We start from the raw sequence: 24,402 nt of genomic DNA, 5'->3' as shown, positions 1-24,402 counted from the left end.
GTCCCGGAAAGCCCGGGGCAGGAGGCCGATATGGGCATCATAGGTTGGATCGTTCTGGGACTGCTCGCCGGCGTCATCGCCAAGGTCATCCTGCCGGGGCGCGACCCCGGCGGCCTGGTGGGGACGACGGTGATCGGTTTCGTCGGCGCTCTGCTGGGCGGGTGGCTGTCGGCGAAGCTGCTGGACAAGCCGATCCCGCACGACTTCTTCGACGGCAAGACCTGGCTGGCCGCCATCGCCGGCTCGCTGGTGCTGCTGATCGTCTACCGGGTGCTGTTCGGCGACTCACGATCCCGCCGCTGACCTGAGCGCCCCCCGACCGGGTCGGGGGGCGCCCGTCCGCCCGTCAGTGCGACATGATGAAGCGCAGGACGAGGCCGGAGGCGGTCGTCCAGTAGGTGACCTGCGCACCGTCGTCGAAGGAGACCGTACCGGGCAGGGCGACCTCGACCGGATCGGTCGCCCTGCTGCCCGGGGTGGGTCCCTGGAGGCTGAGGGGCACGGTCTTCGTGTCGTACGTGTCCATGCCACCACCGTTGGCCAGCAGAGCGGCGTACGCCTGCTCGCCCGGAGCCAGGGTGACGGGGTCGTCCGCGCTGTCCTTGATCACCGCGACCGGCTCCCTGGCGTCGGGGAACCGCAGGTACGGGTAGTGGTAGACCGTGCACTTCTTGCCGCCGGTGTTGGCGACGGTCAGCAGGATGTGCCTGGCGTTCTTGCCCTTGCCGTCCGCGCTCGTCGCGGAGAGCGACACCGAGCCGGCCGTGCACGCGGCGACGCCGCTGCCGCTGCCGTCGTCTCCACCGGTGCTGCCGGTGGCGGTCGCGGTCGGGCTCGGCGCGGACGTGGAGCTCGCCGGACTCGTCGCGCTCGGGGTGTCCTTGGGTTCGGCGGTGGCCGATCCGTCGTCGTCGGACGGACCGCATCCGGTGGACGCGAGCAGCGCTGCGGCCGCCGCGGCCCCCAGGAGGCAGGACGTCCGGGCTCTGGAACTCCGGTGGTTCTTGCGGGCGGTGGTCTTCATGGTCTTCCCCCGTTGTCGGCATTGTGCGGCCCTGCGTCGATGCGGGCGGGCACGCACGCCGAGTCTGCGGCACGGGCACCCGCCCCTCACGCGCCGTCCCGGTCTGTGACGACACCGTGCACGGAAGCGGTCATTCCGTTGCCGGGCCGCGACGGGCGGTAGCCGATAACGCCCGGCGCCCCGGGGCTAGTTCATGGCGTGAAAGAAGTGGTCGGAATCCTTGACACCGCCTCGCACGTGGGCGAGTCTCGTCAGCGTCGGGAGAGCGCTCTCCCGCCTGCTTCGCCCGTCGAGTTCCCACCCCCCACCAGCCCGCACGGACGGCTCCCGCGGTTCCGCCCGGGCTCACGGTGACCCGCGCCCGCGCAGGGCGGCGCGTCACCAGAAACGGAGCGCGCACGCATGAACGCCCCGCCCAGCCCCGCCCAGCGCTTCCGGTCCCGCCGGCGCCGTCCGCAGGGCCGCCGGCGCACCGTGGAGGTCCTGGCGGCCGCGGTCGCCCTGGTCCTGTCGACCGGCGTCGCCGCCGTCACCGGGCAGGCCGCCGCCGCGGACCAGCCGTGGACGAACGCCGCGCAGGCCCCGCTGGACCGCGCCAACGAACTGCTCGCGGCGATGACCCAGACCGAGAAGCTGGCCATGATGCACGGCGGCCAGGGATGCGGCTACGCCGGCTGCGTCGACGCCAACTCCCGCCTCGGGATACCGGCGCTGCGCCTGCAGGACGGCCCGGTCGGCGCCGGCGACGGGTTCACCGACGTCACCCAGCTGCCGGCCCCGGTCGCGGGCGCCGCGAGCTGGGACACCGCGCTGATGAACCAGTACGGCCAGGTGCTCGGCTCCGAGCAGTGGGGCAAGGGCACCAACGTGGTGCTGGCCCCGACCATCAACATCGTGCGCGACCCGCAGTGGGGACGGGCCTTCGAGTCCTTCGGCGAGGACCCCTACCTCGCCGGGCAGATGGGCGCCGCCGACATCCAGGGCATCCAGAGCCAGGGACCGATGGCGCAGGTCAAGCACTACGCGGTCTACAACCAGGAGACCAACCGCAACAACATCACCGACAACGCGATCGTCTCGGACCGCACCGAGCGGGAGATCTACCTGCCGGCGTTCGAGACGTCGGTCAAGCAGGGCGGCGCCGACTCGGCGATGTGCTCCTACTCCGCCGTCAACGGCGCCTTCGCCTGCGAGAACGGCCAGTTGCAGAACACCGTCCTCAAGGGCGACATGGGCTTCACCGGGTTCGTCACCTCCGACTGGGGCGCCACCCACTCCACCGTCGCGTCGGCCGACAACGGCCTGGACATGGAGATGCCGGGCAGCGACTACTACGGCTCGGCGCTGACCACCGCGGTCGCAGGCGGCCAGGTGTCGCAGGCGACGATCGACGACCACGTCCGCCGCATCCTGACCTCGATGTTCAAGGCGGGCCTCTTCGACCGCACGCAGTCCGGCAGTGCGGGCGCGGTGGTGACCAGCGCCGCGCACAACGCCACCGCGAAGCAGGTCGCGCAGGAGGGGGCGGTGCTGCTGAAGAACAGCGGCCCGGTCCTGCCGGTGGCGGGAGGCACCGACTCGATCGCCGTGATCGGCGACGACGCGGGCACCCACGCCATGGCGCAGGGCGGCGGGAGCGCGGCGGTCAACGCCTCTTACCTGGTCACGCCCTACCAGGGCATCAAGGACCGGGCCGGCAGCGGCGTGAACGTCAGCTACTCGCAGGGCACCGCGGCCGCCGACGGGGCGCTCCCGCCGCTGGGCAGCGCGTACCTGACGCCGAGTTCGGGCAGCGGCGCGGGGCTCACCGCGTCGTACTACAACAACACCGGCCTGACCGGCACCCCGGTGGTCACCCGCAACGAGTCCGCCGTCGACAACGTGTGGGGCGGCGCGTCACCAGCCCCCGGCGTCAACGCCGCGAACTGGTCGGCCAAGTGGACCGGCACCCTGCACCCGCCGGCCACCGGCACCTACCAGCTGTCGCTGACCAGCGACGACGGCTCGCGGGTGTACGTCAACGGGCAGCAGATCGTCAACAACTGGTTCAACCAGGGCAGCACCACCCGCACCGGCAGCGTGTCGCTGACCGCAGGGCAGCCGGTCAGCATCGAGGTCGACTACTACAACGCCGCGGGCGCCAGCAACGCCACGCTCGGCTGGTCGATCCCCGGCCAGTCGCCGCACGACCAGGCGGTCGCGGCGGCGCGGGCGGCCAAGCTGGCCGTCGTGTTCGTCTCGAACTTCGAGTCCGAGGGCGGCGACCTGAGCGGCATCGGCCTGTCGTCCGCGCAGAACACCCTCGTCACCGACGTGGCGGCGGCGAACCCCAACACGGTCGTCGTCGTCAACAGCGGCTCGGCCGTCACCATGCCCTGGGTCAACGCCGTCAAGGGCGTGGTCGAGGCGTGGTACCCGGGCCAGGAGGACGGCAACGCGATCGCGTCGCTGCTCTTCGGCGACACGAACTTCAGCGGCAAGCTCCCGGTGACCTTCCCGACGGCCCTGTCGCAGGGGCCGACCACCTCCGCGGCCCAGTGGCCCGGCCAGAACGGGCAGGTGCAGTACTCCGAGGGGCTCAAGGTCGGCTACCGCTGGTACGACAGCCAGAACATCGCGCCGATGTTCCCGTTCGGCTTCGGGCTGTCGTACACCACCTTCTCCTACGCGAACCTGACCGTCGGGCAGCCCGACGGCGCAGGCAACGTGGCGGTCGGCTTCGACGTCACCAACAGCGGCTCGCGGGCCGGGGCCGAGGTGCCGCAGGTCTACGTGGGCCAGCCCGCCACGACCGGTGAACCGCCGAAGAACCTGCGCGGCTTCACCCGGATCACCCTCAACCCCGGGCAGACCCAGCACGTGGCGATCACCCTGGACGCGCGCAGCTTCCAGTACTGGAACAACGGCTGGACCGACGCGGCCGGCACCAACAGCGTCTACGTCGGCTCCTCGTCGCGCGACATCCGGCTCACCGGCAGCACCACGATCGCCGGCGGTACGGGCGGCGGTACGCAGACGGCCCTGCCGCGCACCGGCTGGACGGCGACCGCAACCTCCAGCAGCGGCGGCGACGTCCCGGCGAACATGTTCGACGGCAGCACGGCAACCCGCTGGAGCACCGGCGCTCCGATGGCGAACGGGCAGTCCTTCACCCTCGACCTGGGGGCGGCCAGGAGCATCGACCGGGTGGTCATGGACTCGGCGGGCAGCACGGCCGACTACGCCCGCGGCTACCAGGTCCTCACCTCCACCGACGGCACGAACTTCGGCAGCGCGGTGGCCACCGGCACCGGGACCGCCGCCCAGGTGACGGCGAACTTCCCCGCCACGACGGCCCGTTACGTCAAGGTCGTCCAGACCGGCACCTCCACCAGCTGGTGGTCGATCGCGGAGCTGAACGTCTTCACCGACGGCAGCACCGGTGGAACGGGCGGCACGGGCACCGTCCTGCCCAGGACCGGCTGGACGGCGACCGGGTCGTCGAGCGGCGGCGGGGACGTGCCGGCGAACATGCTCGACGGCAGCACGGCAACCCGCTGGAGCACCGGCGTCCCGATGGCGAACGGGCAGTCCTTCACCCTCGACCTGGGCGCGGCGCGGACCTTCTCCAAGCTGACGATGGACTCGGCGGGCAGCGCGGCCGACTACGCCCGCGGCTACCAGGTCCTCACCTCCACCGACGGCACGAACTTCGGCAGCGCGGTGGCCACCGGCACCGGGACCGCCGCCCAGGTGACGGCGAACTTCCCGGCGACGACGGCCCGTTACGTCAAGGTCGTCCAGACCGGCACGTCCACCAGCTGGTGGTCGATCGCGGAGGTCAACCTGACCTCCTGACCTCCGCACCTCCGCACCTCCGCCCGGAGCGGGGCGGTACGGGGACCGACCTCCGTACTGCCCCGTACCGCCTCAGCGGCGCTGGCCGGCCGGGGGCGGCGCCGTCGATCCGCGCGGGACCAGGCTGGGGACCTGGGCTGCGTGGGAGACCGCCTCGCGGTGCGCCATCACATCGAAGAGGGTCTCGGTGACATCGGCGCCGAAGGAGAAGATGTCGTGCTGCATGGCCGAGAGGGTGGGCCGGGTCAGCTGGCACAGCAGGGAGTCGTCCCAGGCCAGCACCGACAGGTCGTGCGGCACGGAGAGGCCGAACTCCGCGATCACGCCGAGCGCGGTGACCGCCATGAGGTCGTTGTCGAACACGATCGCCGTCGGGCGCTCCGGGGACAGCAGCAGCGAGCGGCAGGCGCGGCTGCCCTGGTCGGCGGAGAAGTCGGCGACCACCGTGCGGGCGGTCAGGCCGAGTTGCTGCGCGGTCTCGCCGAACGCCTTGCTGCGGATGGCGCTGTGGCCCAGCTCCTCCGGGCCGCTGACCCGGGCGATCCTGCGGTGGCCGAGCGCCGCCAGGTACTGGACGGCCTCCGCGGTCGCCGCGGCGTCGTCGGTCCACACCGAGGTGAAGGGGCCGGCCAGTGACGGGTGCCCGACCACGACGGCCGGCAGGCCGATGCCCGAGAGCACCGGGATACGCGGATCGTCGGTCCGCAGGTCGACGAGGATCGAGCCGTTGATCCGGTTGCCCTGCCACCACCCGCGCTGGACCTCGATCTCCTCCTCGGGCTCCACCAGGCGCAGCAGCAGCGAGCAGGAGTGCCGGGACAGCACGCTCTCGATGCCGGAGATGAACTCCATGTAGAACGGTTCCAGGCCCAGCATCCGGGCCGGCCGGGCGATGGCCAGGCCGACGGTGTGCACCGCGCGCCCCGACAGCGACTGCGCTGCCTGGTTGGGGCTCCAGCCCAGGTCGCGGGCGGCCTGCAGGATGCGCTCCTTGGTCTTCGAGGAGACGCCCGGCTTGTCGTGGACCGCGATGGTGACGGCGGAGGGCGACACCCCGGCGAGCTTGGCCACGTCCTTGATCGTGGCCTTGCGGCCCTCCCCCGACGCTGTCGTGCGAGCCATCAGGAAGTCCACCTTCACGTCGTTGCCGGAGTACCGCGCCGCGACCGGTAGAGCGCGCGAGTACCCGCGACCCCACTGTGCTGGACCGATACGACGACGCCCACAATAGCCTCCGGCCGGGGGGAGCACCACGGCCGCGCGACGCTGCCGGCCTGCGGCCTTGCGCATGGGTGCGCCGCTCTCACCAGGGGATCTGGTGGAACGTTTTACGACCAGGCCCCGACATGAACCCGGGCGCAAGGCACTCGACCCGACACCCCGCCGCGGGGCGAACCAGCCGTGCCCGTCAGGGCGTCGCAGCGCCGCCTGCCCCGGCGGTCCGGCACGGTGGCCGAGGATTCGGTGAGTGCCGGTCTGCGGCTCACGGTAGACGCCGCACCGGCATTACGTCTATAAAACGTTCAAGAGGCGGATCCGGGGGCTGCCGCCCGGCCTGTTGCCCACGACACCGGGAGACGACGATGGAACTGGCGACTCGCACCTGGGGCGCCGCCGGCGGCCGGGTGGCGCTGCTGGTGCACGGCATGATGGCCGACCACAGCACCTGGCGCCGGGTCGGCCCCGCGCTGGCCGACCGGGGCTACCACGTGCGGGGGCTCGACCTGCCGGGCCACGGGGGCAGCTTCCGTGCGGCCGGCCCGGACGGCGGCCGCCGCTACCGGCTGGGGGACATGGCCCGCGCCGTGGCCGCCGCCTGCCCCGGCGGCGCGGACCTGGCGATCGGGCACTCGCTGGGCGCGCTGGTGCTGGAACGGGCGATCTCCCGGGGTCTGACGGTCGGCCGGGCCGTCTACAGCGACCCCGCGTGGCGCAGCGAGCCCCATGACCTGGCACCGGCACGCGCCTACAAGCACGCCACGCGGGAGGAGATCCGGACCGCCAACCCCCGCTGGGAGGACGCGGCCGTCGACGACGAGGTGCGGTGCCTGGCGGTGTGGGACCCGGACACGCTGGCGGTGCTGGAACCGCCGCCCGGCCTTCCGGAGTCCGCACTCACACCGTCGCTGGTGCTGCTCGCCGACCCCAGCGAGCGCGTCCCGCCGCAGCAGCAGCGGCAGTTGCGGTCACGGGGTTCGTGGTGCGTACGGTGCCCGGCACGGGGCACTCCGTCCACCGCGACGACTTCCCCGGGTTCATGGCCGCGCTGTCCGGCTGGACCTAAAACGCTACATTAAACGGGTGCCGCGTCCCGCACGACCGTACCGCCTCCTCGCCCACCCTCCTGATCCGGACGGAGAAACAGTCATGGTCACCAGCGCTCCCGAGGCATCGCATGCCTCCCGGCCACCGGCCGGCGGCCGGCTCCTGGCCGCCGTCGACATCGGCGGCACCAAGATCGCCGGGGCCGTGCTCGACGCCGGCGGAACCGTCCTGCACCGCGCTCAGCGGCCGACCCCGCCCGGCGGCGGGCCCGAGGACGTGTTCACCGCCGTCCGGGAAGTCCTGGAACAGCTGGCCGCGCTGCCGCAGTGGGGCCGCGTGAGCTCGCTGGGCATCGCCAGCGCGGGTCCCGTCGACATCGCCCGGGGCCTGGTGAGCCCGGTCAACATCCCGGGATGGCGGGGCTTTCCGCTGGTGGACAGGGTGCGGGAGCTGCCGCAGGCCGCCGGGCTGCCGGTGGTGCTGTGCGGCGACGCGGTCGCCATGACGGCGGCCGAGCACCGGCTCGGCGCCGCCCGCGGCTGCCGGGACGCGCTGTGCATGGTGGTGTCCACCGGAGTGGGCGCGGGCCTGGTCATGGACGGCGCCGTCCGCAACGGCCCGACCGGCAACGCCGGCCACCTCGGGCACATCACCGTCGACCTGCTCGGTGACCCCTGCCCATGCGGCGCCCGCGGCTGCGTCGAGCAGCTGGCCAGCGGTACGTCCCTGACCCGGCGGGCGCTGCAGAACGGGTGGCGGCCCGCAGGTGAGCCCGACGGCGCCGCCCTCGCGGCGGACGCCCGCGCCGGCGACGCCATCGCCCTGGCGTCCTTCGACACCTCCGCGCGGGCGCTGGCCGCGGCCGTCGCGGCGGTGGCGACCCTGGTGGAGATCGAGGTGGCCGTCATCGGCGGCGGTGTCGCCGAGGCCCACGACGTGCTCTTCCCCCCGCTGCGCCGGCACCTGGCGTCCTACGCGGTGCTGCCGTTCGCCGCCGGAGTCCGCATCGAGGTGGCCGCACTGCGTGCCGACGCGGGGCTGATAGGAGCCGCGCTGATCGCATCCGACCTGCAACCGGCCGGGGCGGCCTGCTGAGCGGGGCCGGCAGATCCCCTCTCCCCGGCAGGCGGCCCGGCTGGTCCGGTCTCGTACGGTCTCGCGCAGGCCAACCCGGCCCGCCTAAAGTGGACCTGTGGCCGGAGTGACGTAAGCGACTCACGGGTTCCCCCGTCGCCGTCGTGGCAGGGCGCGGCCGGAGTCCGGGCGGACCCGCGCACGTCGCGGGCTCCGCAGCGATCCGGCCGGCTCCTCCTCCCCACAAGGAAGGCCACTGGCGTGAGCAACGAAGAGCACATCAGCACAGGGACCACACCGCAGAGGCGGCCGCGCGGCCTGCCGCGGCGGCAACTCCTCGGCGCGGCAGGGGCGTTCGCCGTCGCGAGCGCCGCCGGAACAGCGCGGGCCGACGCGCCCGCCACCACCCCTGCCACCACCCCTGCGCCCGCCCCGGCCGCCGCCCCCGTGCCCGGACCGCGGGCCGCCCGGGCCGGCACGCGGCCGCTGTTCGTCGGCACGTACACCTCCTCCGGCGGCCCGGGTGTCGCCCTCAGGACGTACGACCCCGCAACGGGGGCGGTCAGCGGATCGGGCGCCCTGTCCGAGGTGTCCGACCCGTCGTTCCTGGCCGCGTGGGGCAGCGACCTGCTCTACTGCGTCGACGAGTACCAGAACCGGGTGACCGCCGTCACGGTGTCGGACGGCGGACCTGCCGTGCTGAACAGCAGCGGCACCGGCGGTTCCGGGCCCTGCCACCTCGTGGTGCACCCGGCCGGCGGCCACCTGCTGACGGCGAACTACGACTCCGGGAGCGTCGCGGTCCACCGGCTCGCCGCCGACGGTTCGCTGGGGCAGCGCACCGACCTCGTGCAGCACACCGGCTCAGGCCCCGACCCCGACCGGCAGAGCGGGCCGCACGCCCACATGGTGCTCAACGACCCTGCCGGGGGCTTCGTGCTGGCCGTCGACCTGGGCACGGACAGCGTCTACACCTACCGCCTCGACACCGGCACGGGGAAGCTCGCCGCCGTCTCGACCGCGACGGTGTCCCCGGGCGCGGGTCCCCGGCACGCCGCCTTCCACCCCTCGGCGCGCTACCTGTACGTGGCCGACGAGTTGGGCGACTCCCTGACCGTGTGCGGCTACAACCCGGAATCGGGCCTGGTGACTCCCGGCGACTCGCTGCCGACGGTGCCGGCCGGCGAGGGCGGCTCCGGGCGCAACTACCCCGCTGAGGTGCTCGTATCGGCCGACGGCGCGTTCGTCTACGTGTCGAACCGCGGCCACGACAGTGTCGCGCGCTACGAAGTGTCCTCAGACGGCGGGCAGTTGCGGCTGCTCGACGCCGTCGCCTCCGGCGGTGCCTACCCGCGCCACATGGCCCTGGACCCCGGTGGCGACTGGCTGTTCGCGGCCAACCAGAACTCCGGGACGGTGGCGGTGTTCGCCCGCGACCGGGCGACGGGCGCCCTGACGCCGGCCGGCGCCCCGTTCGCGGTCACGGCGCCGGTGTGCGTGCTGCCCGGGTAGCCGGCGCGGGCTCACGCACGATCGGGCCACGCCGGGCGCCCTGTTGAAGGCCGACGAACCTCCGCGCCGGGACCCGTCACCGCACCGACTCGGCGACCGGACTCATCGCGCCGGTGGCGTTGACGCAGCGCAGGGCCGTCGCCAGCCGCTCGGGATACTCGCCGTTCCAGCCGGTGACGGTGAACTCGGCGCTCTCGCCGGGCAGCAGGGTGACCAGCCCGCGGTCGGTGCGGGCGTCGGGGTGCAGGCGGTCGGCCTGGAGCAGCAGGTCGCGGAGCAGGGTGCGGGCGGTGACGGTCACCCGCACTCCCCCGGGCCGCAGCGTCACCTCGGTGGCCATCTCCGCGACCGGGTAGGCGAACGCGTGGTCGGGGACCGGGAAGTGCACCGCACGCAGCCCGTCCGCGTCGGCGACGAGGAAGTCGCGCGCGGAGCCGGCCGGGACCGCGACCTCACCCGGCAGCTCGATCAGGGCCACGGAACGGGCCGCCACCCGCACGGGCAGCTGCGCCTCCGCCCCCGGTCCTCCGTGGGCGTCGACCCGGCGCACCCGCGCCTGGCAGGTCCAGGGCTCGCCGCTCTGGTTGACGGCGGCCAGCACGAGCCGGCCGCCGCGTTCCTGCAGGGTCAGCAGGCGGTCGGCGTAGAGGCGCTTCAGCTCGTGGTAGAGCGGCTTCTCGCGGCCGTCGCCGTCGACGGCGGCCCACGAGGTCACCGGCCAGCAGTCGTTGAGCTGCCACAGGACGGCTCCCGCGCAGCGCGGCCAGTGCGAGCGCCAGTGCTCGACGCCGGTGGCGATCGCACGGGCCTGGTTGACCTGGGTCAGGTAGTGCCAGGTGTCGAAGTCGGCGGGTTCCGCGAAGTGGTGGGCCAGGCCGCGGGCGAGCTTGCCGTTGCCGTCGCCGGCCTTCTGGTGGTGCAGCATGCCGGGCGAGTCGGGCGTCAGCGGGTCGTCGGACAGCGCGCGGCGGACGGTGGCGTACGCGGGCGGCGCCTGCCAGCCGAACTCGGCGACGAAGCGCGGGACGTCGTCGCGGTAGGCGGTGTGGTCGAGCCGGTTCCACACCTCCCAGGAGTGGGTGGTGCCGTGCCCGGGGTCGTTGGGGTGCAGCTCGCGCGAGCCGGACCAGGGGCTGCCCGCCCAGTACGGCCGCGTGGGGTCGGTCCCCGCGACGACGCGGGGCAGCAGGTCGAGGTAGTAGCCCTCGCCCCAGGACGCCCCGGCAAGAGCCGGCTCCCAATCCCAGTCGCGGAAACCCCACAGGTTCTCGTTGTTGCCGTTCCAGACCGCAAGCGACGGGTGCGGCATCAGCCGGACGACGTTCTCCCGCGCCTCGGCCTCGACCTCCGAGCGCAGCGGTTCCTCCTCGGGGTAGGCGGCGCAGGCGAACGGGAAGTCCTGCCAGACCAGCAGGCCCAACTCGTCGCAGGCGTCGTAGAAGTCGTCGCTCTCGTAGATGCCGCCGCCCCACACCCGCACCAGGTCCACGCCCGCCGCCGTGGCCTGCTCCAGGCGCCGCCGGTAGCGCTCGGGAGTGACGCGGGAGGGGAAGACGTCGTCGGGTATCCAGTTGACGCCGCGGGCGAACAGCGGTGTCCCGTTGACGACCAGGGTGAAGGCGCTGCCGTGCTCGTCGGGGGTGGTGTCGATCGCCACGCTGCGGAAGCCGACCGCGCGCTCCCACACGTCGAGCGGGGCAGCGCCGTCGCCGGAGAGCGTGACGGTGCAGGCGTACCGGTGCTGCTCGCCGTAGCCGCGCGGCCACCACCGCTCGACGCCGGGCACCTCGGCTCGTACCGTCAACCGGTCGCTGCCTGCCGGGAGTTCGGCGTGGACGTCGGTGCCGGCGACGCTGAGGACCAGGCGCAGGGCGCGGCCGGCCCCGCTCACGGCCCGCTCGACGGTGACGTGTACGGAAACGATTCCGGTGCCGTCCTCGGCGACCGTCACCTCCGGGCGGACCTCCGCCAGCCGGGCGGTCGACCACTGCTCCAGCCGCGGCTGCCGCCACAGTCCTGCGGTGACCAGGGTCGGTCCCCAGTCCCAGCCGAAGGAGCAGGCCATCTTGCGGATGAACTGGAAGGGCTCGGAGTAGGGGCCGGGCCGGTCGCCGAGCAGCCCGCGGACCCGCTCGGCCTCCGCGTACGCCGAGGTGAACGCCACGGTCAACGGCACTCCGCCGCCGCGGAGTTCGCCGGTGACGTCAAAGCGGTACGAGCGGTGCATGTTGCGGGTGCGGCCGAGGACGCTGCCGCCGAGGCGGATCTCGGCGACGGTGTCGAGGCCGTCGAAGACCAGGTCGGTGCGCTCGTGTCCTGCGCCGCCCGCGGGCAGTTCGGTGCTGTACGTCCAGTCGGCCCGGCCGACCCAGGCCACGTCGGTCTCGTTGCGGTCGAGGAAGGGGTCGGGGATCAGGCCCGCGGCCAGCAGATCGGTGTGCACGCAGCCGGGAACGGTCGCGGCCACGGGCCGGCCGGCCAGGCCGCCGGGTGCGTGCGCGGGCAGGTGCCTGGAGTCGTCCGGGCGCAGGGTCCAGCCGCGGGTGAGCGGCGTGCTGACCTTCATGCGGTCTCCTTGGCCCCGAGGGGCTCGTCAGTGGCGGGGGTACGCGGCCGCCTGCCCTCCGGCGGCGTCACTTGGTGGCGCCGGAGGCGAAGCCGTTGTAGATGAAGCGCTGCAGGGCGAGGAAGACGACCAGGCTGGGGATGATGACCAGCGCGGCGCCCGCCGAGATGACCTCCCAGTGGGCTCCGTAGGGACCCTTGAAGCGGAACAGCGAGGTCGAGATGGTGCCGAGGCTGTCGTCCGGCATGTAGAGGAAGGGGATGTAGAAGTCGTTGTAGATGGCCACACCCTTGACGATCACGACGGTGGCGATGGCGGGCTTGAGCAGCGGGACGATGATCCGCCAGTAGATGGTGAAGGAGTTGGCGCCGTCGAGCCGGGCGGCCTCGTCGAGCGAGATCGGGATCGACCGGATGAACTGCAGGAAGATGTAGATGGACACGATGTCGGTGCCCATGTAGAGCAGGACCGGCGCCCAGCGGGTGTCCATCACTCCGAGCCGGTTGACGATCTGGTAGGTGGCGACCTGGGTGGTCACGCTCGGGACGAGCGAGGCGATCAGGAACAGCGCCATCACCAGCCGCCTGAACCGGAAGGTGAACCGGTCGATGGCGTAGGCGGTCATCGACCCGATCAGCACCGTGCCGGTCACCGAGAACACCAGGATGAACGTGGTGTTCCCCAGGGCGCGCAGCATGTTGCCGTCGGTGAACGCCACCGCGTAGTTGTGGAGGTTGAACCAGTCGTGCGGCGCGGCCAGCGCCCCGCCGGTCGCCATCTCCTTGCTGGTGCGCAGCGAGGTGAGCAGCACCGCGGCCAGCGGGACCACGACGACCGCGCAGGACAGGACGAGCGACAGGTACTTCAGGAACACCGCGACGCGGTTGCGCAGCGGGGCCGGCCGGACGGCGGACCGCGGTGCCCGCGCCACGGCGGGGCTGCTGAGCACGGTCATGACTGTTCCACCCTCTCGTCGGGAAACAGCAGGCGCTGCACCCAGGTCACCAGCAGCACGATGGCCAGCAGTACGACGGCCGCCGCGGAGGCCAGTCCGGTCTTGTTGAAGTTGAACGCCAGCTTGATCGTCTGGATGACGAAGGTCTCGCTGTTGTTGGAGCCGCCGGTCATGATGAACGGGATCTCGAACACCGACAGCGATCCGGAGACCGCGAGGATCACGCTCAGGCTGATGATCGGCCGGATGCTGGGCGCGATGACGTAGCGGAACTGCTGCCAGCGGCTCGCGCCGTCCAGTGCCGCGGCCTCGTAGAGCTGCGGCGGGATGGACTGGATGGCGCCGAGGAACAGCACCATGTTCAGGCCCATGAACCGCCACACCGACACCCCGGCCAGCGAGGTGTTGACCAGGTGCGGGTCGCCCAGCCACAGGTGCGGTCCGACGCCGAACCAGTGCAGCACCGTGTCGAGGGTGCCGCCGGGCTGGAAGAAGTAGAGGAACACGAAGCCGACGGCGACTCCGTTGATCAGGTAGGGGAAGAACAGGATGCCCTTGAACAGGTTCCGCAGCCGGGTGTCGAAGCTGAGGACGGTGGCGAAGTACAGCGCCGCGCAGATCTGCACGGCAGACGCCCCGAGGTAGAACAGGCTGACCCAGAAGACCTGGAAGAGCTGCGGCCGGGTGAACAGGTCGGTGTAGTTGTCCAGCCCGACCCAGTTGCGGGTGGGACTGATGCCGTCCCAGTCGGTGAAGCTGTAGGAGAACATGTCCACCACCGGCAGCCAGGTGAAGGCCACCAGCAGCACGAGCGGTGCGAGCAGGTACAGCCAGGGGGTGAACCACCAGGCTCCGCCCCGGCGGCGCAGCCGCGGGCGGCGCCGGGTCGTGGAGCGGGCCGCGTCCGGCGGCGGCAGGGTGCGGGCGGGCGGCGTGCGGCCCGCGGTCCGCGGTGCGCTCATGGGGTCCTTCTTCCGGTGGCCGCTCGGCTGGGCGGCGGCGTCGTGGGTCGGTGCTGGCCGAGGACGGGCGCGGGGCGTTGCCCCGTACGCCGGTGGTGCGCACCGCGGCTCCGCCCGGACCCGTGCCGGGTCGGAGCCGCGGTGCCGGCAGGGGCCGGTCAGCCGACCGTGCCCAGCGCGTCGGACCACTTCTTGTTCAGGTCGTCGAAGATCGAGTCCTTGTCGCCGCCTGCCGCCCCGCGGGCGACGTCGACGATGTGCTGCGGGTAGTCCTGGGAGTTCAGGCCGATCTCGGAGGCCTTGTCGATCTCGTCGACCTGCGCCGTCCTGCCGTACGCCATGTGCACGAACTGCACGCCCGCGTCCTGGAACGGCTTGAGGTCGTCGGGCAGCGGCGAGCCCTTGACCGAGGAGATCGACAGCGCGGCCCGGGCGTCACCGGACCTGTTGACGAACCAGTCGATCCAGGCGCGCGCCGCCGCCTTGTTCTTGGAGTGGACGTTGACGCCGTACTGGTAGTCGGGGCGCACGACGGAGCAGAAGTGGCCGTCCTTCTGGGTCGGGAAGGGCATGAAGCCGATGTCGTCGGGGTTCTTGCCGGCCTTCTCTGCGGCGTCCCGCATCTGCACCACGGCCCACGAGCCGAGCCACATGGTGGCGACCTTGCCGCTGCCTATCAGGGCCTTGGAGTTCTCCCAGTTGGTGGTGTTGGGGTCGGCCTCGGACAGCTTCTCGTGCACGACGTCGTACAGCAGCGAGTCGACGGTGTTCAGGTCCTGGCCGGGTCCCCAGGGGTCCTTGGTGGTGGCGAGCTTGTCGTTGGCCGCCGGGTCGCAGCTGGGCGAGCCCAGCGCGTTGCCCCAGTTCGTCATGGGCCAGCCGTCGTGGTAGTTCGTGTAGTACGGGGTCGCGCCGGTCCTGGCCTTGACGGCCTTGAGGTCGTCGACGAACTGCTGGGGCGTGGTGGGCCAGTCGGTGACGCCGGCCTGCTTCCACACGGCCTTGTTGTAGACGAAGCCGTTCGCGGTGCCGATGTTGGCGATGCCGTAGACCTTGCCGTCGACGGTGGCGTGGTCGGTGAAGTCGTAGGTCTTGGACAGGTCGGCGGAGGTGCCCAGGGAGGCGAAGAACGTCGGGTACTGCTTGAGCGGCACCGAGTTGGGGATGGACAGCACGTCGCCGTAGTTCTTGCTGTTCATCCGGATCTTGACGTCGCCCTCGTAGTCGGTGAGGCCCTGGAACTTCACCGTCACATGCGGGTAGAGCTTGTTGAACTCCGCGGCGTACTTCTTGGCGGTGCCGTCCTGCACCTGGTCGGTGCGGTTGGTCAGGACGGTGATGGTGCCCGTCACCGTGGCCGGGTCGGCCGGCACCTGGGCCGCGTCGTCCGCGGACGAGCCACCGCCGCCGCTCCCCTGGCCGCAGGCGGCCAGGCCCATGGCGAGCACCACCGCGGTGGCCGCAAGAGCTGTTCTACGCATGCCGATCCCACTCCCTTGTCACTGAACGGAAAGCGCCGCACTGCATGCCGCGCAGCGACGGACGTCTCGTCGTCGGGGCGAAGCGGCTCGATGGCTGCATAACGTAGACGGATCGCAGGGCCGTGTCCATAGAACGGTCTAGTTTGCCGATGGCATGCTGATCCCACCTGCACCGGAGCGGATGACTACTGTGTCTTTACTTAACTTCTGTCGCGGCATCAGCCCCGCTTCCCCGGCGAGAGCCGCGTGCGACAGCCGGAAGCGCACACCACCCTGCTCCCCGCTCCGAGCGGCCTGCCTAAAACGCGCGAGCGCCGGGGCGATAGTCTGCGGTCGCACCTCCATCGACCAGCAGCCAAGGACGCACTCATGAGAATCCTCAGCGCCGAGGTCATCGTCACCAGCCCCGGCCGCAACTTCGTCACCCTGAAGATCACCACGGACGACGGGCTGACGGGTCTGGGCGACGCCACCCTCAACGGGCGTGAACTGTCGGTCGCCTCCTACCTGTCCGACCACCTCGTGCCGCTCCTGGTGGGCCGCGACGCGGCCCGTATCGAGGACACCTGGCAGTACCTGTACCGCGGGGGCTACTGGCGCCGGGGCCCGGTCACCATGGCCGCCATATCCGCGGTGGACACCGCGCTGTGGGACATCAAGGCCAAGGCGGCCGGCATGCCGCTCTACCAGCTGCTCGGCGGCCAGTCCCGCACGGGCGCCCTCGCCTACGGGCACGCCTCCGGGCGGGACGTCCCCGAACTGCTCGACTCCGTGCGCGCCCACCTGGAAGCCGGCTTCCGCGCGGTCCGCGTGCAGACCGGGGTACCCGGGCTCGGCCCGGTCTACGGGGTCGCCGCGTCGACCGCCGGCACCCGCTACGACTACGAGCCCGCCCGCCGGTCGGGGGCCGGCGCCCCGCCGGCGCCGGCTGAGGAGACCTGGGACACCCGCGCCTACCTGCGGCACGTGCCGAGCGTCTTCGAGGCCGTGCGCGGCGAGTTCGGCCCGGAACTGCCGCTGCTCCACGACGGGCACCACCGGATGACGCCGGTGCAGGCGGCCCGCCTGGGCCGCGACCTCGAACCGTACGACCTGTTCTGGCTGGAGGACGCCACCCCCGGCGAGGACCAGGCCGCGCTGCGGCTGATCCGCTCGCACACCACCACGCCGCTGGCCATCGGCGAGGTGTTCAACTCCGTACACGACTACACGACGCTGCTGACCGAGCGGCTGATCGACTACGTGCGCTCGGCGGTCACCCACACCGGCGGCATCACCCCGATGCGCCGCCTGCTGGACCTGGCCGGCCTGTACGGCGCGAAGTCGGGCATGCACGGCCCCACCGACATCTCCCCCGTCGGCATGGCCGCCGCCCTGCACCTGGACCTGGCCGTCCACAACTTCGGCATCCAGGAGTACATGCGCCACGACCCGCTCACGCTGGAGGTCTTCCGCACCTCCGCGACCTTCCAGGACGGCCTGCTCCACCCGGGCGAGAACCCCGGGCTCGGGGTGGAGATCGACGAGGAGGCGGCGGCCCGCTTCCCCTACGAGGCGGCGTATCTGCCGGTGAACCGGCTGGTGGACGGCACCGTCCACGACTGGTAGCGGTGGTCCGACGCGTACGGCGTCGCCTGCGCGGCCGGGACCGCACGTCCCGGCCGCCCAGGGGTGCTCATCCGGTCACGAGGCCCCGGGCATGGGGTGCTGCCGGAAGAACTGCCACATGAGGGTGTCGGCGCTGACCTCGTGGGTGACCGTGCCGTTGCCGTTGTCCTGCGGGGAGTCGGGCCAGGTGTGCCCGCCGTCGGAAACGGTGTAGAGCTGGACCTCTGCGCCGTCCCGGCAGCCGCTGTAGACGGTCCTGCTGACGTGGGTGCTCACCTGGCTGGTGGCAGGCGCCGCGGTGCAGCCGTCGAGTCCTGCCCACGCCTGCTGCGCCACCGGCACCGAGTACTGCCAGGCCGTCCCGTCGCCTCCCCCGTCGTAGGGGTTGGTGGCGTCCTGCTGCCCGTGGAAGGCGATCACCGGGACAGCGCGGGAGGGCGTGCAGCTCGACGCCTCCGGCTTGCTGTGGTCGGCCGGGTCGGGCCGGCCCGCACGGATGCCGGCCACCGGGGCGATCGCAGCGACCTTGTCCGCGAGCATGCAGCCCAGGGCGGAGGTCATCCGCCCGCCGCCGGAGTAGCCCGTGGCGTACACCCGCGCCGGGTCGGCGCACGCGCTCGCCGTGAGGGTGTCGATGACCTGCCGCAGGAAGCCGACGTCGTCGCGCGTGCCGCTGGGCGTGACGGAGGGGACGTTCCAGATGTAGCCGCTGCCGGCGGGCACCACGCCGGTGGGCGCGGCGACGATGAAGGCGCCCGCGTCGGCGGTGGGCGCCATGTCGCTGTACGACAGCTGCCCTGCCCCGGTGGACTGGCTGCCGTGCAGGTCAAGGACCAGGGGCAGCCGGGTACCCGCGGCACGGGCCGGGATGTGCACGAGGACCTGGTAGCTGCTGCCGCCGAAGGACACCGGCGTGCTGTACTGCCCGCTGCCCAGGCTCGGGGTGCAGGATCCCGGCGACGTCGTGCCGCCCCCGCCCTGCGGCAGGTGCCAGAGTTGCCAGGCGTTGGTGTTGCGGTCCCATATCTGCAGGCGGGTGCCGTTGGCGGTGCTGCCGCCGGGGACGTCGAGGTAGCGGCCGGACTGCGGGTTCCTCAGATGGCCGTCGGACTCGGCGACCCACTGCTGCGCACCGGAGCCGTTGCAGTCCCACAGCTGCAGCACCGTGCCGTTCACCGTGCCCTGGCCTGTGGCGTCAAGGCACTTGCCCAACGCCCGGACCGTCCCGTCCGAACCCACCGTCCAGGACTGGGCAGTCGTGCCGTTGCAGTCGTACAACTGCACCGCAGAACCGTTCGCACTGCTCGCCCCGGCCACGTCCACGCACTTGCCGCCCACACCCGTGATCGGCCCCGTACCCGGACCACCCGGAGGCGTCCCCCCGCCGGGGATGTGGATGTCGCCGCGGCTGAGCACGCGTGCGTCGTAGTAGCCGGCCTTGACGGAGTCGTTGGTGTTGTAGCCGGAGTTCGTCAGGTAGTCCAGCCACACGTTCCAGTAGACCCACTTGGGCTGTGCCGACAGCTGCGCGGGCTGCGGCACGCTGCCCACCTCGGCCAGGGCCATGGGCTTCTTGCTGCCCGCGATGGCCGACATCGCGTTGTACCAGTCGGTGGCGGGGAACTTCTGCCACCACACGTCCAGGCCGACGACGTCGACGTAGCTGTCGCCCGGGTAGTAGCCGGACGCCTGGGGGGCGGCGCCCTGGACGTCCTTGAGCGCCCAGACCCAGATGATGTTGTCCAGGCCCTTGGACTGCAGGTAGTCGTGGGTGATCTGGAACAGCCGCGCGCTGCCGTTCGGCCCCGAACGGCCGCCCCACCACGCCCAGCCCTCGTTCATCTCGTGCAGCGGCCGGAACAGCACCGGGATACCGGCGTCCTTGAGCTGCTGGAAGTACGGGACGAACTGGTCGAGTTTGCGCTTGTAGTCGGTGTTGAGCGTCGTGCCGTCGGTGATGACCTGCTGCCACTCCGGGTCCGACAGCTTGCTGCCGTTGACGGGGTTCGAGCCGCCCTCGAAGGCGCAGGTGGCGACGTCGGGACGGCACGCGTGCATCATCAGGCCGGGCAGCGCGCCGTTGTTCCACTCGGCCTTGGCCTCGTTGACGACGGTCTGCCGGTTGTCGATGTCGTTCTGGCTGAAACCGAAGTCGCCGTTCCAGATGCCCGGGTACTTGCCGGTGATGTCGTGGACCTTGCTGATCCACTGGGACGGGCTGCTGTTGGCGCCGCCCTGCTGGCCGGACAGCACGTGGTTCCCGGTGAGGCTCTTGAGGTACGCGATCTCGTCGGCCTTGGTGACACCGGACGCCGCCGGCGGCGCCGCCGCGGCGCTCCCGCCGGTCAGGGTGAGCGCGACGCCCGCCGTCGCCGCGGCCACGATACCGGCCAGCAGCGCGCGGGTTCTGGCGCGTAAGGACATGGAGGTGCCTTTCGAGGGGAGGAGGTGGTCCGGCCGGCGCCTCGTTCCGCGCCGGCCGGTGCCCCGGTTCGGGGGCCGGCCGGGGGGTGCCCTGGCAGGTTCAGGAAGGGAAGTGGCAGTGCTGCCGGGCGATGGTGGTGCGGTCCCGGATCGGCGTCACAGTAGACCCGCGGGTTACCGCTGTCCATATATCGTTCAAGTAGAAATCCCGAGGTCTTCGCCGACGTGGACGCCGCAAGTACCCCTGAACTGCGGGTTGTTCCACTGCACGACTCCGGTGTTCCCCGGCGCCCGTCAGGCGACGGCGGCCTCCGCGGACCCGCCGTACGGGCGTGGCGGGGGCCGGAACTCCGGGCGCGGGAACGGTGTTGCAGGGTTCCTCTCCAGCGTTGCTGGCACGTTTTACATCTGGTCTGGTCCAATCCATTGACACCGGAAGTGCGGAGTTCTAGCTTCTGGCGTCAGTCCAGAGCGTGACAGCGATGTCACTCGGGCGCGGCCGAACAGGGCCGGCTGCCTGCGGACATGCAACGTTCCACCCCCATGACCCATGACCGTTCATGAGAGGGTCCCCCCTTGAGACCGAAGATCTTCACGCGCAGGGCCGCCGCCTTGCTGGCCGCGCTACCGCTGGCCGGCGCCGCATGGCTGGCCACCTCCACGTCCCCGGCGTCCGCGACCGGCGCCTCGACGCCCGACGCCGTGATCGGCTACCTGCACCAGATCAGCGGCAACCACACGGTCAGCGGCGTGCACAACAAGGAACCGCTGAGCAACCCGTCGCAGTACACCGCGCAGGCGCACACGATCACCGGCAAGTGGCCGGGCCTGTGGGGCGGTGAACTGGGCTTCACGGCCACGGACATCGCCAACCGGCAGACGATGGTCAACCAGGCGAAGACCGAGTGGGCCAACGGCTCGCTGGTGAACCTGACCTGGCACATGTGCCGCCCCGACGTGGCCACCTGCGCCTTCGACGGCGGCATCAACGGCTCGTCCTTGTCGGACTCCGACTGGAACCAGCTGATCACCGGCGGCACCGCGCTCAACAACGCCTACAAGGCCAAACTCGACACCGCGGTGCCCTACTTCCAGCAGCTCAAGGACGCCGGTATCCCGGTGCTGTTCCGGCCGCTGCACGAGATGAACGAGGGCTGGGCGTGGTGGGGCGGCCGTTCGGGGCCGAACGGCAGCGCGCGGCTGTTCCAGATCACCCACGACTACCTGCAGTCCAAGGGCCTGAGCAACATCATCTGGGTGTGGAACGTGAAGGACAGCGACGCCAACGGCGGTTCCGGCGGCGCGTCCGGCTTCTACCCGGGCGACAACTACGTCGACGTGGCCAGCCTCGACCCGTGGGTGCACGGCTTCCCGACGAGCGACTGGTACCAGGCGATCGTCAACGTCGCCCACGGCAAGCCCGTCTCCCTCGCAGAGGTCGGCACGGTGCCCACCCCCTCGCAGCTGGCGGCGCAGCCGCAGTGGACCTGGTTCATGATCTGGGCGGACTACATCACCTCGGCCAACTCCGCCTCCGGCCTCCAGGCCACCTTCAACTCCGCACGCGTGCTCAGCCAGGGCCAGTTCACCGTCCCCGCCGGCGGGGGGACGACCCCGCCGACGACGCCTCCGGGTGGTTCGGCGACCGGCCCGGTCACGGGTGTGGGCGGCAAGTGCGTGGACGTGGCCGGGGCGAGCAGTGCGAACGGTTCTGCGGTGCAGTTGTACGACTGCAACGGCACGACTGCCCAGTCCTGGACGGTGGGTTCCGACGGGACGGTCCGGGCGTTGGGCAAGTGCCTTGACGCCACAGGCCAGGGCACGGTGAACGGCACGGTGCTCCAGCTGTGGGACTGCAACGGCTCCGGTGCGCAGCAGTGGGTCGCCGAGTCCGACGGCCATCTGAAGAACCCGCAGTCCGGCCGCTACCTCGACGTCCCCGGCGGCAGCACCGCCAACGGCACCCGCCTGCAGATCTGGGACCGCAACACCAACGCCTGGCAACTCTGGCACCTGCCCGCCTGACCGCACCGGCACGCCAGCACATGAGCACCTGAGCACCGCTTCGGGGCCGTCCGACCACCATCCGCGGACGGCCCCGAACCACACCCACCGCCAGCATGCGCAACACAAGGTTGCGGATCACCGGCACCACCACTACATTCATACGCAACCGATGGTTGCACATGGGAGGTCAGTGGTGGAATTCGGGAAGCTGGAGCGCGAGATCCGCGTGGACGCGGCACCGGACGTCGTCTTCGACGTGGTGAGCCGCCCCGAGCACATCAGGATGTGGTGGCCCGACGACGCGTCGTTCGTGCCCGAGCCGGGCGAGGTCGGCGAGCTCGTGTGGGGTGACCGCGCCGCGGTCGAGCGGATCACGGTGGTCGAGGTGGACCGGCCGCACCGGTTCGCCTTCCACTGGGTCGCGCCCCCGGACGAGCTGCCCGGCGCGGACAACTCCCTGCTGGTCACCTTCGAGCTGGAGCCCTCCGGCGACGGCACGATCCTGCGCATGACCGAGAGCGGCTGGCGGGAGCGGGGATGGGAGGCCGCGGTCCTGGAGGAGGCCTTCCACGACCACGAGCGCGGCTGGGACGTGTTCCTGCCCAGGCTGCGGAGCTACGCCCCTTCCGTGGTCGTGCGATGACGGCCGACACGGTCGACGACGACCAGCTCTGGTCGGCAGTCGGCGACCCGGTCAGGCGCCGGCTGCTCGACCTGCTGCTCGCGGAGGGCGTCGGTACGCCGACGGGCCTGAGCGACCGCCTCCCGATCTCGCGCCAGGCCGTCGCCAAGCACCTGGCCGTCCTCGACCGCGCGGGCCTCGTGCACGCGACGCCCCTGGGCCGTGAGAGGCGCTACGAAGTCGACGAGGCACAACTCGCCCGCGCCGTCCGGCAGCTGAACGAGGTCGGCAGCACATGGGACGCGCGGCTGAACCGCATCAAGCGCATCGCGGAGCAGATCCAGCGCCGGAAGAACGGCTGACCGGCGGCGCCGGCGCCCTGCCGGCGTCGCGGGTGCGGGCGGCCTTCGGGCCGGCCCCGCACCACCAGGAAGAACGCATCGCACGTGGAGGACTCAGGTGAGTGGGCTGCTGCTCGGCGGTAAGAACGCCGTGATCTACGGAGGCGGAGGCGCCATCGGCGGCGCCGTCGCCCGGGTGTTCGCCCGGGAGGGCGCGCGGGTCTTCGTCGCCGGACGGACGCAGGCGAAACTCGACGCCGTGGCGCGCGACATCGCCGCCACGGGCGGCGAGGCCGAGACCGCGCTGGTCGACGTCCTCGACCAGCAGGCGGTCGAAGCGCACGCCGACGCGGTCGCGGCGAGGACCGGCACCGGCCGCATCGACATCGCCCTCAACGCCGTGAGCTTCCCGCACGACCAGGGGACGACGCTGGCGGACCTCTCGCTGGAGGAGTTCATGCGGCCGGTGGACGGCTTCCTGCGGGCGCTCTTCGTCACCAGCAAGGCCGTGGCAAGGCACATGGGCCGCGGACGCCCCGGCGTCATCCTGACGCTGTCCGAGCCGGGCGCCAAGCTCGCGGTGGGCGGCATCCTGGGGCACGCCGTGAGCGCGGCGGGCAAGGAGGCCTTCGCAAGGGTGCTCGCCGCCGAACTGGCCCCCGACGTCCGGGTGATCGGCATCCGCCCGCACGCCGTCGCCGACGCGCCTGCGGCCGGCTCCTACACCGCGGACCTCTTCGGGCAGACCGCGGCAGCGGCCGGGCAGTCGGTCCAGGAGATGCTGCTGGACGGCGGCGCGATGACGCAGGGCACGCTCCTGGGAAGGCTGCCGTGGCTCTCCGAAGTCGCCGAGACGGCCGCCTTCCTGGCGTCGGACCGTGCCGGGGCCATGACCGGGGCCGTCGTCAACCTGTCCGCGGGCGCGCTCGTCGACTGAGGGCTTCCATGCGCCACCCCTTCGACCGCGAGGCCGGCCTTCGCGCGGGGACGGCGACGGCCACCGGCAGGAGGACGCTGCTCCTGCCGGTGGCCGTCAGGCGCCGGTTCCGCTCAGATCGCCGATGTCGCCCGGGGCTCCGAGGCCGCGGCGGGCAGGGCCGGTTCCCGGGGCAGCAGCCGTTCCAGCGTGGCGTGGGCCACCACGGCGACGACCAGGCCGGTCACCGCGTCGGAGAGCTGCGGGGCGTGCCAGTGGGCGATGGCCGCGGCACCCGCGCCGACCGCCCAGGCTCCGAAGGCGGTGGGCCGCACCGCCTTCGTGGGCCTGCGGTCCATGGCACCGCGACCCCGCAGGCGAAGAACCCGCCGGCCGTCCCGCACCGCACGACACCCGCACCGCCTGCAGCCGCCGTACCTCCCGCGGGGCCGCCGGCCCGAGCCGGACGCCGGCAGGCCCGGCCTCCGCCCTGAGCCGCGCACCCCCGCCGGCCGCCGCCGCGGTGAATCGCACAGGAACCCCATAGGGATATCCCTACCGCTCCCCGCCGGGCCTTACCGGCGGGGAGCGGCCGTGTTCAGACTCCCCCTACGGCAGCGCCACTTGCCGGCTCATCCCCCACCTCCGAGAGGACCGATGAGTACATGAGGAAACGACTTCTCTCCCTGATGGCCGGTGCCGGCGCGGCCGGTCTCGCCGCCGCCGTCAGCCTCGGCGTCGCGGGCGCGGCGGGCGCCACCGGCCCGGCCGCCGGCCTGTCGCCGGACGCGGCGCCCGCGGCCTGCAC

General features: G+C 72.0%; 18 protein-coding genes. 10 read left to right on the top strand and 8 right to left on the bottom strand.

All coding sequences use genetic code 11. The features are described 5' to 3' along the window. Positions 1–30 precede the first annotated feature (30 nt). Positions 31–303, top strand: a complete 273-nt coding sequence (locus tag NFU81_RS37685) for a GlsB/YeaQ/YmgE family stress response membrane protein (RefSeq protein ID WP_251500815.1) — start codon at positions 31–33, stop codon at positions 301–303. Positions 304–346: 43 nt separating this feature from the next. Here the strand turns inward: NFU81_RS37685 and NFU81_RS37680 are convergent, their stop codons facing one another. Then, positions 347–1,024, bottom strand: a complete 678-nt coding sequence (locus NFU81_RS37680; RefSeq protein ID WP_251500813.1) for a DUF4232 domain-containing protein — start codon at positions 1,022–1,024, stop codon at positions 347–349. A 402-nt stretch (positions 1,025–1,426) separates the two neighbouring features. On the opposite strand from NFU81_RS37680, the gene NFU81_RS37675 reads away from it, so the two are divergent. Then, positions 1,427–4,861, top strand: coding sequence for a beta-glucosidase (locus tag NFU81_RS37675; RefSeq protein WP_251500810.1), 3,435 nt, complete (start codon positions 1,427–1,429; stop codon positions 4,859–4,861). Between the two features lie 72 nt (positions 4,862–4,933). Here the strand turns inward: NFU81_RS37675 and NFU81_RS37670 are convergent, their stop codons facing one another. Further along, positions 4,934–5,983, bottom strand: a complete 1,050-nt coding sequence (locus tag NFU81_RS37670) for a LacI family DNA-binding transcriptional regulator (protein WP_251500797.1) — start codon at positions 5,981–5,983, stop codon at positions 4,934–4,936. A gap of 461 nt (positions 5,984–6,444) precedes the next feature. Between NFU81_RS37670 and NFU81_RS37665 the strand changes: the two genes are divergently transcribed. The 3 genes from NFU81_RS37665 to NFU81_RS37655 all read left to right on the top strand — a co-directional run bounded on the left by NFU81_RS37665 (position 6,445) and on the right by NFU81_RS37655 (position 9,712). Next, complete coding sequence (locus tag NFU81_RS37665; RefSeq protein WP_308208373.1) at positions 6,445–7,158, top strand: alpha/beta hydrolase; 714 nt, start codon at positions 6,445–6,447, stop codon at positions 7,156–7,158. 70 nt (positions 7,159–7,228) lie between these two features. Then, the gene (locus tag NFU81_RS37660; RefSeq protein ID WP_251500795.1) at positions 7,229–8,221 is read left to right on the top strand and encodes an ROK family protein; all 993 of its coding nucleotides are present in this window, start codon (positions 7,229–7,231) and stop codon (positions 8,219–8,221) included. Between the two features lie 240 nt (positions 8,222–8,461). Next, positions 8,462–9,712 (top strand): lactonase family protein, encoded by a 1,251-nt coding sequence (locus tag NFU81_RS37655; protein ID WP_251500792.1) that lies wholly within the window; start codon positions 8,462–8,464, stop codon positions 9,710–9,712. A gap of 76 nt (positions 9,713–9,788) precedes the next feature. On the opposite strand, the gene NFU81_RS37650 is transcribed toward NFU81_RS37655, so the two are convergent. The 4 genes from NFU81_RS37650 to NFU81_RS37635 form a co-directional block, all read right to left on the bottom strand. Further along, complete coding sequence (locus NFU81_RS37650) at positions 9,789–12,278, bottom strand: glycoside hydrolase family 2 protein (RefSeq protein ID WP_251500791.1); 2,490 nt, start codon at positions 12,276–12,278, stop codon at positions 9,789–9,791. A 67-nt stretch (positions 12,279–12,345) separates the two neighbouring features. Further along, the gene (locus NFU81_RS37645) at positions 12,346–13,233 is read right to left on the bottom strand and encodes a carbohydrate ABC transporter permease (protein WP_251500788.1); all 888 of its coding nucleotides are present in this window, start codon (positions 13,231–13,233) and stop codon (positions 12,346–12,348) included. Continuing rightward, positions 13,230–14,195, bottom strand: a complete 966-nt coding sequence (locus NFU81_RS37640) for a carbohydrate ABC transporter permease (protein ID WP_251500785.1) — start codon at positions 14,193–14,195, stop codon at positions 13,230–13,232. Before NFU81_RS37640 ends, NFU81_RS37645 begins: the two co-directional genes overlap by 4 nt. A 158-nt stretch (positions 14,196–14,353) precedes the next feature. Continuing rightward, positions 14,354–15,676 carry an ABC transporter substrate-binding protein gene (locus tag NFU81_RS37635; RefSeq protein ID WP_251500782.1) on the bottom strand — a complete coding sequence of 441 codons (1,323 nt, stop codon included), beginning with the start codon at positions 15,674–15,676 and terminating at the stop codon, positions 14,354–14,356. A gap of 369 nt (positions 15,677–16,045) precedes the next feature. Between NFU81_RS37635 and manD the strand changes: the two genes are divergently transcribed. Then, entirely contained in the window at positions 16,046–17,284 is a 1,239-nt protein-coding gene (manD, locus tag NFU81_RS37630) for a D-mannonate dehydratase ManD (protein ID WP_251500768.1), read from the top strand. Between the two features lie 75 nt (positions 17,285–17,359). Here the strand turns inward: manD and NFU81_RS41050 are convergent, their stop codons facing one another. Beyond that, a complete protein-coding gene (locus tag NFU81_RS41050; RefSeq protein WP_308208372.1) occupies positions 17,360–19,708 on the bottom strand; it encodes an extracellular catalytic domain type 1 short-chain-length polyhydroxyalkanoate depolymerase in 2,349 nt (782 codons plus the stop codon). A 576-nt stretch (positions 19,709–20,284) separates the two neighbouring features. Here NFU81_RS41050 and NFU81_RS37615 point away from each other — a divergent pair. From NFU81_RS37615 to NFU81_RS37600, 4 genes are all read left to right on the top strand, one after another. Continuing rightward, positions 20,285–21,733: a glycosyl hydrolase gene (locus NFU81_RS37615; protein WP_251500761.1), complete on the top strand. Its 1,449-nt coding sequence runs from the start codon at positions 20,285–20,287 to the stop codon at positions 21,731–21,733. 175 nt (positions 21,734–21,908) lie between these two features. Then, positions 21,909–22,358, top strand: coding sequence for an SRPBCC domain-containing protein (locus NFU81_RS37610; RefSeq protein ID WP_251500758.1), 450 nt, complete (start codon positions 21,909–21,911; stop codon positions 22,356–22,358). Further along, positions 22,355–22,699 (top strand): ArsR/SmtB family transcription factor, encoded by a 345-nt coding sequence (locus NFU81_RS37605; protein ID WP_251500756.1) that lies wholly within the window; start codon positions 22,355–22,357, stop codon positions 22,697–22,699. Before NFU81_RS37610 ends, NFU81_RS37605 begins: the two co-directional genes overlap by 4 nt. 97 nt (positions 22,700–22,796) lie before the next feature. Beyond that, positions 22,797–23,615 carry an SDR family NAD(P)-dependent oxidoreductase gene (locus NFU81_RS37600; RefSeq protein WP_251500753.1) on the top strand — a complete coding sequence of 273 codons (819 nt, stop codon included), beginning with the start codon at positions 22,797–22,799 and terminating at the stop codon, positions 23,613–23,615. Between the two features lie 113 nt (positions 23,616–23,728). Here the strand turns inward: NFU81_RS37600 and NFU81_RS37595 are convergent, their stop codons facing one another. Then, entirely contained in the window at positions 23,729–23,953 is a 225-nt protein-coding gene (locus tag NFU81_RS37595) for a hypothetical protein (protein WP_251500750.1), read from the bottom strand. Positions 23,954–24,402: the final 449 nt, after the last annotated feature.

Source organism: Actinacidiphila cocklensis (assembly GCF_907177275.1).
GTDB lineage: Bacteria > Actinomycetota > Actinomycetes > Streptomycetales > Streptomycetaceae > Actinacidiphila > Actinacidiphila cocklensis.
This window is presented reverse-complemented; position numbering and strand designations above follow the sequence as displayed.

Bases quoted from the DNA above. Each gene is read 5' to 3' on its own strand.
- NFU81_RS37685 (WP_251500815.1), top strand. From the start codon at position 31: ATGGGCATCATAGGTTGGATCGTTCTGGGACTGCTCGCCGGCGTCATC.
- NFU81_RS37680 (WP_251500813.1), bottom strand. From the start codon at position 1,024: ATGAAGACCACCGCCCGCAAGAACCACCGGAGTTCCAGAGCCCGGACG.
- NFU81_RS37675 (WP_251500810.1), top strand. From the start codon at position 1,427: ATGAACGCCCCGCCCAGCCCCGCCCAGCGCTTCCGGTCCCGCCGGCGC.
- NFU81_RS37670 (WP_251500797.1), bottom strand. From the start codon at position 5,983: ATGGCTCGCACGACAGCGTCGGGGGAGGGCCGCAAGGCCACGATCAAG.
- NFU81_RS37665 (WP_308208373.1), top strand. From the start codon at position 6,445: ATGGAACTGGCGACTCGCACCTGGGGCGCCGCCGGCGGCCGGGTGGCG.
- NFU81_RS37660 (WP_251500795.1), top strand. From the start codon at position 7,229: ATGGTCACCAGCGCTCCCGAGGCATCGCATGCCTCCCGGCCACCGGCC.
- NFU81_RS37650 (WP_251500791.1), bottom strand. From the start codon at position 12,278: ATGAAGGTCAGCACGCCGCTCACCCGCGGCTGGACCCTGCGCCCGGAC.
- NFU81_RS37645 (WP_251500788.1), bottom strand. From the start codon at position 13,233: ATGACCGTGCTCAGCAGCCCCGCCGTGGCGCGGGCACCGCGGTCCGCC.
- NFU81_RS37640 (WP_251500785.1), bottom strand. From the start codon at position 14,195: ATGAGCGCACCGCGGACCGCGGGCCGCACGCCGCCCGCCCGCACCCTG.
- NFU81_RS37635 (WP_251500782.1), bottom strand. From the start codon at position 15,676: ATGCGTAGAACAGCTCTTGCGGCCACCGCGGTGGTGCTCGCCATGGGC.
- manD (WP_251500768.1), top strand. From the start codon at position 16,046: ATGAGAATCCTCAGCGCCGAGGTCATCGTCACCAGCCCCGGCCGCAAC.
- NFU81_RS41050 (WP_308208372.1), bottom strand. From the start codon at position 19,708: ATGTCCTTACGCGCCAGAACCCGCGCGCTGCTGGCCGGTATCGTGGCC.
- NFU81_RS37605 (WP_251500756.1), top strand. From the start codon at position 22,355: ATGACGGCCGACACGGTCGACGACGACCAGCTCTGGTCGGCAGTCGGC.
- NFU81_RS37595 (WP_251500750.1), bottom strand. From the start codon at position 23,953: ATGGACCGCAGGCCCACGAAGGCGGTGCGGCCCACCGCCTTCGGAGCC.